Genomic DNA, 6,389 nt, shown 5'->3' on the forward strand with positions numbered 1-6,389 from the left:
GAGTCCGAGCAAATTGGCGGTCCGAATCCGGGCCCCCACCGAAACGGTCGAGCATGAATGATTGCTTGACGGACCACAGGGTCCAGCTCTTGGTAGCGGAGTTGCAAATAACGCGTCGTCCAGCCGGGCGGGTATGTTGAAATCAGATTCGGATCATCGCCTCCCTTCTTGGGGAGCCCGAGATAGGCGAACGACGATAGATTCAGGGCTTTGGCGACGTCAGCCATACTTTGCTGCAGAGCATTCCGGTCTCTGCTCTCAATTAGTCCGTCGATGAAAGTTTGAATGGTCCGATTCATTTGCCGTAGAGGTAGCGTTTTCCAAGCAACTACTATCTCTGGGGTGTGGCGTCCTTGCAAGTGCTTCATATTCAAACCTTTCGCACCGAACTCCCGCACTGCCTTAGGTGCGTTCCTCTGCCCAGCCGGCGGTCGTGGCAGGAGTGCAATTGGCAGGTATCGGACGGTCGCAAGGAGCACATTGCTGCATCCTCGCTGCGTGAGCCCACGGCCGCGAAACAGATCCAGTTCGTTGCTGTATGTTATGGACCGAGATGCTCTGAAGGCTTCGCCGGAGATTACCGCGTGGTGCGATAGGCTCGTCTTGCTAGAGATTCATTGGCAGCGTCGTTCAAGCATCCAGCCGATACGCGCGCGTGAGGCGTCGCAATCCTCGCGTCGCGTCAAGCAACGTCTACTCGCCCGCCCAAAGCAGCCGCAGTCGCATCCCGCTGCATCCACCGAATCTATGGTCTCGCCCCAGCGGGTCATCTTGGGAGCAGCGGCCTCCCTATCAAACTGATCTAGTCGTGATGTGTTTTGGGTCGTGACAACCGAATGGTGCGCTCGTCCAGCCGCTCTAGCCGTTCGAAATCCTGCGCAAACCGACCAACAACGCTGTATTTCTCCACCATTTCACCTTCTATGAACCAGGATCGCGTCGATTTCTGATTACAAGGGCACATCCAGTTAGGAGATTGCATATGAAAGTGGGTGTTCCCAAGGAAATAAAGACGCATGAATACCGAGTGGCCTGACGCCTGGAGCCGTCCGCGAATATGTGACCGCTGGTCACAAGGTGATGGTCGAGACCAATGCGGGCGCCGGCATCGGGTCGACTGATGATGACTACCGCAAGGCTGGCGCCACCATCCTGGACAGTCGTCGTCCAAGCCGCACCTACGCTCCGAATCAGCGCGCCTACAGTGGCAAGTACGCTCGCCAGCCATATCCGTCGAAAAGTGAGCTGGCGAAGCGGGTGATGCCGTCCTGGCTAATGCCGACGGATTATGGCTGGGTCATTGCGGATTGTATGTCGCCTCCGGCGTCGCATCACGTTTTGGATGCAGCTCAAGCGCAAAACCGCGCAGCGTGATTTGCGCAGTTGAACAACAGACTCCTTGGCTCTGCCTGATGCTAGTCTTCTTTCCAACGTTTCGCCTGGTTCGCGTGGTCTCCTTCTGCCACTGCAAGCACCAAGAGGCGGATCCATTGCGCGGCTAAGGGTGGGAACAATTAGCGACCCCGCCAGGGAACAGGTCGCTACGTGCAAGAGGACTCAGCTTGGCCACGGCGAATCCTATTAGCCGACACCGCGATGCTCGGCAGTGATATGAACCGAGACGCGACTTGCGGCCCCCTTCCGCCAAAGAAACGTGAACTATCCTGCAGGGCAAACCGCCGATGAAGTCCCGCCAAGTTCCTAGTATCCGCATCGTCCCGTTCAGAAAGTAGATGAATGCGCCGCCGCTTCAGCTCCAAAAACGACCAGCTGTGCATCAAATGCATTCATGGCTCATGATAGAACGGCCCGACAGTGATTTCAGGCCTTTTACGCGAGTGCGCGATGAAACCCTTCGCGCAATAGAATTAAAGCAAGTGCGCTAATCCTCGGACGGCGTTTCGATCGGAATGGCAAACCCTGCTTTTACGCGATCCATTATAACCATTGTCTTGAAGCCCTTGATGTCCGGGTTCTCATAAAAGAAACGACGCGTGAACTGCTCGTAGTCTTCCATTGTTCGCGCCGTAAGATAGAGAACGAAATCCGCGTCACCCGTGACGTAGAATCCGTTGACGACCTCTGCTGACGATTTGATCGCCTTCTTGAACTTGTCGATGATGTCCGAGCGCTCTCGCTCGAGGCTCACCAAGACCAGCATCTGAATGGGCCTTCCAACCGCTTTGGCCGAAACGATCGAGACGTCTGCTTCGATGACTCCATCCGCGCGCAGTCTCTTCAACCGGCGTTGACAGGCCGTAGCAGAAAGGCCCGCCATTTCCCCGATGACATCGGAAGTCAGACGATTGTTCTTCTGCACAATCTCCAGGATACGGGCATCGATCCGGTCGTATTGCATGCTGCGCTCCAGCCAACCCTCAGGTGCATTCCGCCGCTAATCCCCTGCACGCCGCAGGAATTCCTCCAGGTGGCAGGGAAATGCGGCGCAAATCTTTGTCCAATACCCACTATCCTGAATTCCTGGATCATTTCAACAATTGAGCGTGCGTGACCCACACATGACGTTTCAGGCGACTGCTCCCCAAAGCGTCCGTCCCGCTGGCATAGCTACTCGTTTTCTGAAAACTCTACGGCGGCGCGACTTCCTGGCGGGAGCGGCGCTGGTCGACGGTCGATGGTTCTCAAAGGGAGAGCGAGAACACGTGATCGACCCCGCGACCGGAGAGCGGATCGCGGATGTTGCTCGATGTAGCGCCACAGAGATGGAGTTAGCAATCGCCTCGGCTGAGCGGTCTTTCCCGGCTTGGCGAGAATTACTTCCAGTAAGAAGAGGGGCGGCTCTGAGGGCATGGGCCTCATTGATGCTCGATCATGCCGAAGAACTCTCGATCCTGGTGACGAGCGAACAAGGTAAACCACTAGCCGAGGCACGGCAGGAAATCGCTTATGCGGCTGGCTTTCTTGACTGGTTCGCGGCAGAGGGCGAGCGTTCGTACGGAGAGACGATTCCCAGCCATAAGGCTGGTAGTCTGCTCCAAGTGCGTATGCAGCCGATAGGCCTCGCAGCCGCGATTACGCCCTGGAATTTTCCTGTCGCGATGATCACAAGGAAGGCGGGCGCCGCTCTTGCTGCCGGGTGCCCAATCATCGTCAAGCCTGCGCCTGAGACTCCGCTGTCTGCACTTGCCCTTGCCAGACTGGCCGAACAGGCAGGTTTCCCACCGGGCGTGCTCCAAGTGCTCGTTGGTAATCCGATGGAGCTTTCACGGCCACTGTTGAGCGATACGAGAATACGCGCACTTTCGTTTACCGGTTCAACGGAGGTCGGCCGCTTGCTCCTTAAAGGAGCGGCCGAGAGCGTTAAGAAGGTCTCGTTGGAATTGGGTGGCCATGCCCCTTTTCTGGTCTTTGACGACGTCGACGTTGGTAAAGCCGTGAAGGGCGCGATCGCAGCTAAATTTGCCACCTCCGGCCAAGATTGCTTGGCCGCCAATCGCATCTATGTGCAACGAAGTATCTATAGCGCCTTCGTTGACGAATTTGCCGCAGCGATCGCCGGACTGAATGTTGGACATGGGTTGGAGCCCTCGACTGATATTGGTCCCATGACAAAATTGTCTGTAGCCCAGAAATGCCGGGCGCAGATCGACGATGCGACCCAGCGAGGTGCGCGCGTTTTCTCCCCAAAACAAGAGGCCGCGCTCGGTCCGCACTTCGTCGCGCCAACGCTGCTCAGCGACGCCACGGAAGAGATGCTCATTGCTCGCGAAGAGACATTTGGGCCTGTCGCAGCTGTACTTCCCTTCGATTCCGAAGAAGAGGTCATAGCCCGAGCCAACGCCAACGAAATGGGGCTCGCTGGCTATGTCTACACCGACAGCCTACGCCGAGCTCTTAGACTTTCTGAGCAAATCGAGTGCGGCATGCTCGGTGTCAATACAGCGTCATTCACGGGACCGCCCATCCCGTTCGGAGGCTGGAAACAATCTGGACTTGGTCGCGAAGGATCGCGACACGGGTTGGCGGAATACATGGAACTTAAATACGTCTGCTTCGGCGATCTAGCAGTCTAGGAGATATGAAATGATGGACATCAAAACCATTGCTGAACGGGATCGCTCGAGCGTTTTGCATCCCTTCACTCAGCTCAAAGACTTCGCCAGGGGAAAAATGGGCGATCCGACGATCGTTACCGGCGGAAACGGGATCTGCATTAATGACGCTGAGGGGCGCAATTACATCGACGCCTTTGCTGGCCTTTACTGTGTCAACATCGGCTATGGCCGTACGGAGGTTGCCGAAGCCATCGCCCGTCAGGCTCACAGTTTGGCATATTACCATACATATGCGGCGCACACGACCGAACAGCTGGCGACGCTGTCGGATCGACTCGTGCGGATGGCACCTGGCAGAGCAAGTAAGGTGTTCTACGGCCTATCCGGGTCCGATGCAAATGAGACCCAGGCCAAACTCGTCTGGTACTATAACAATCTGCGTGCTCAGCCCAAGAAGAAAAAAATCATTTCGCGTGAGCGCGGTTACCATGGCTGCTCTGTGGTTTCGGGATCGATGACGGGTATGTCGTTCTACCACGATCACATGGACCTGCCGTTCCCGGGCATTCTGCACACGGGTGCACCGCATCACTATTGGGGCGCTGAGCCGGGCGAGACGGAACTGGGCTTCTCTCGTCGGCGCGCCGCCGAACTCGAAAAATTAATCGTGACCGAGGGGCCAGAAACAATCGGCGCCTTCATCGCTGAGCCGGTGCTAGGTACCGGCGGCATCACGCCGCCACCTGAGGGGTACTGGGGGGAAATCCAGGCCGTGCTCAGGCGTTACGACATTCTTCTGATTGCAGACGAGGTTATCTGTGGCTTTGGTCGCACCGGCGCGGACTTCGGTAGCACTCTCTACGCGATTGAGCCGGATCTGGTGACAGTCGCCAAAGGGCTGACATCCGGCTACATGCCGCTCTCGGCAGCCATTGTAGGTGAGAGAGTTTACAAGGTCATGGAGGAAGCCGCCGATCGCGTCGGGGCATTCTCGCATGGGTACACTTATTCGGGCCACCCGATTGCGGCTGCAGCTGCGAATGCAGTGCTCGACATCGTAGAACATGAGCAGTTAGCCGACCGAGCTAAAACCGTCGGCGCGCACTTTCAGAAGCGATTGAAAGAACGATTTGCGCAGCTAGAACTCGTGGGGGAGGTTCGGGGCGTTGGCCTGCTCGGCGCGATCGAGTTTGTAGCAGATCGCCAAACGAAACGCCGGTTTGATGCGGAATTAAAAGTTGGCGCACGAATCTCAAAGGCTGCCCGCGATCGGGGGCTTATCGCCCGAGCGATGCCGCATGGAGACATTCTTGGCTTTGCACCCCCGCTCATTGTTTCAGAGGCCGAGATCGACCAGATTGTGGACTTGGCTTATCGAGCAACAAAGGATGTGATGGATGAGCTGGCCAAGGAGACAACGGTCGCTTGACTTCTGCTTGCAATAGGCTCGGTGGATTCTCGGGTCAGCCGAGGGGCGTGTGCACAAGTCTTCTGAGAATGCGCATGAAGACCATGCATATTGGCGCGACATTCTTGCTTGGAAGCACTCTCATTCTGATTGGCAATCGGCAGTGAAGGACCCTCGGGACGCCGCGTGCGTTCGGAGACTGAGAGAGCTCGATCGTTACGGAGAGTCTGCTACCGGTGCCGAGGCGTCCGAGTGGCCGGCAAGCACGGAGCGACGCGCTGGCAGATTTACGATTAGCGACGACGCTTCCGACAGCGAGGCATGTTGGCGCCGTGCGAGGCGTCGCCGTCGACATTCGCGTCGCTGGTCGTGGAAAGCGCGTTGGAGGCGGGTCACGTTCCGGCCATCAAGCTTGAGATCGCGATCGCCGATGTCGTGCTGCGGACGGACACAGCCATAGATGGCGAGCAGCTGTCCCGTTCAGCGGCGCAGCCTTCGTGTTCCGATCGAAATGAGCGGACCGAATCAAGATTTTGGTCTTGGGGATCGAACGGGCCTGGTGTTAGTCCATAAGCGCCTCGAAGGCTGCAAGTTCGTTTGGCCAACGATCGCAGACGGCGTGATGCGCATATCGCCAGCGATGTTCGCAGCCCTGAGTCGAAGGGCTGGATTGGAGGTTTCCGCCCGGAAGAAGCCCGGCGTCCCCAGGCAGCTGGATAACTGCGGCAGATTGACTCGGGCGCGCAGTGGTGATGCGCTCGAAATAGCGCATGAGCATTGCGGCGCGGCGCGAGGAAAACGAACGCCTGAAGGCTGCTTTTATCAGTATCACTTACCGCTGGAAGACGTGGAGATCGCGCAATGCATGCGGATTCCGACGAAGCCGGCCATGCATTCCAATTCGAAGCCGGCCGGGTATTCCGATCGGAAGCCGGCCACCCGTGGCGTCGTTCGCATGGGTCAAT

5 protein-coding genes and 2 pseudogenes are annotated in these 6,389 nt (G+C 57.3%); 4 read left to right on the top strand and 3 right to left on the bottom strand.

The genetic code is table 11. From position 1 onward, the window contains the following. Positions 1 to 227: autoinducer binding domain-containing protein (locus IVB36_RS22585; protein WP_247392996.1), on the bottom strand; the 227-nt coding region annotated here is incomplete at its 3' end. 755 nt (positions 228 to 982) lie between these two features. On the opposite strand from IVB36_RS22585, the pseudogene IVB36_RS22590 reads away from it, so the two are divergent. Further along, a pseudogene (locus tag IVB36_RS22590) lies at positions 983 to 1,161 on the top strand (alanine dehydrogenase); the annotation flags it as partial. Positions 1,162 to 1,167: 6 nt separating this feature from the next. On the opposite strand, the pseudogene IVB36_RS40530 reads toward IVB36_RS22590, so the two are convergent. Next, positions 1,168 to 1,257, bottom strand: a pseudogene (locus tag IVB36_RS40530) (MFS transporter); the annotation flags it as partial. Between the two features lie 625 nt (positions 1,258 to 1,882). Continuing rightward, a complete protein-coding gene (locus tag IVB36_RS22600; RefSeq protein WP_247392997.1) occupies positions 1,883 to 2,359 on the bottom strand; it encodes an Lrp/AsnC family transcriptional regulator in 477 nt (158 codons plus the stop codon). A gap of 160 nt (positions 2,360 to 2,519) precedes the next feature. Here IVB36_RS22600 and IVB36_RS22605 point away from each other — a divergent pair, with 160 nt between their 5' ends. The 3 genes from IVB36_RS22605 to IVB36_RS22615 form a co-directional block, all read left to right on the top strand. Beyond that, positions 2,520 to 4,034: an NAD-dependent succinate-semialdehyde dehydrogenase gene (locus IVB36_RS22605; RefSeq protein WP_247392998.1), complete on the top strand. Its 1,515-nt coding sequence runs from the start codon at positions 2,520 to 2,522 to the stop codon at positions 4,032 to 4,034. Between the two features lie 10 nt (positions 4,035 to 4,044). Continuing rightward, positions 4,045 to 5,445, top strand: coding sequence for an aminotransferase (locus IVB36_RS22610; RefSeq protein ID WP_247392999.1), 1,401 nt, complete (start codon positions 4,045 to 4,047; stop codon positions 5,443 to 5,445). Positions 5,446 to 6,094: 649 nt separating this feature from the next. Next, a partial coding sequence (locus tag IVB36_RS22615; RefSeq protein ID WP_247393000.1) for a hypothetical protein occupies positions 6,095 to 6,389 on the top strand: 295 nt, incomplete at its 3' end.

It is taken from the genome of Bradyrhizobium sp. 35 (assembly GCF_023073215.1).
Taxonomy (GTDB): Bacteria; Pseudomonadota; Alphaproteobacteria; order Rhizobiales; family Xanthobacteraceae; genus Bradyrhizobium; species Bradyrhizobium canariense_D.